1 pseudogene is annotated in these 240 nt (G+C 80.8%); it reads left to right on the top strand.

Going from position 1 to position 240, the window contains the following annotated elements:
* Window positions 1–21: 21 nt before the first annotated feature.
* A pseudogene (locus KK083_RS32400) lies at window positions 22–240 on the top strand (hypothetical protein); the annotation flags it as partial.

Genomic DNA, 240 nt, shown 5'->3' with positions numbered 1-240 from the left:
TTGCTCGGGACCCCCGCGTACATGGCCCCCGAGCAGGCGGCCGGCAGGGTGCGCTCCCTCGACCGGCGGACCGACGTCTACGGCCTGGGCGCCACCCTACCCGCGCTGCTCGCCGGCCGCCCGCCGTTCGGGGGGGGCGCGGTGATGGACGGCCTCCGCCAGGGGCTCGACGCCGAGCCGCCGCCGCGGCGCAGCCGCGACCGCGACATCCCGCAGGACCTCGAGGCCGGGGGGCGCCGC

Source organism: Chryseosolibacter histidinae (genome assembly GCF_018598225.1).
GTDB lineage: Bacteria > Bacteroidota > Bacteroidia > Cytophagales > Cyclobacteriaceae > Chryseosolibacter > Chryseosolibacter histidini.
This window is presented reverse-complemented; position numbering and strand designations above follow the sequence as displayed.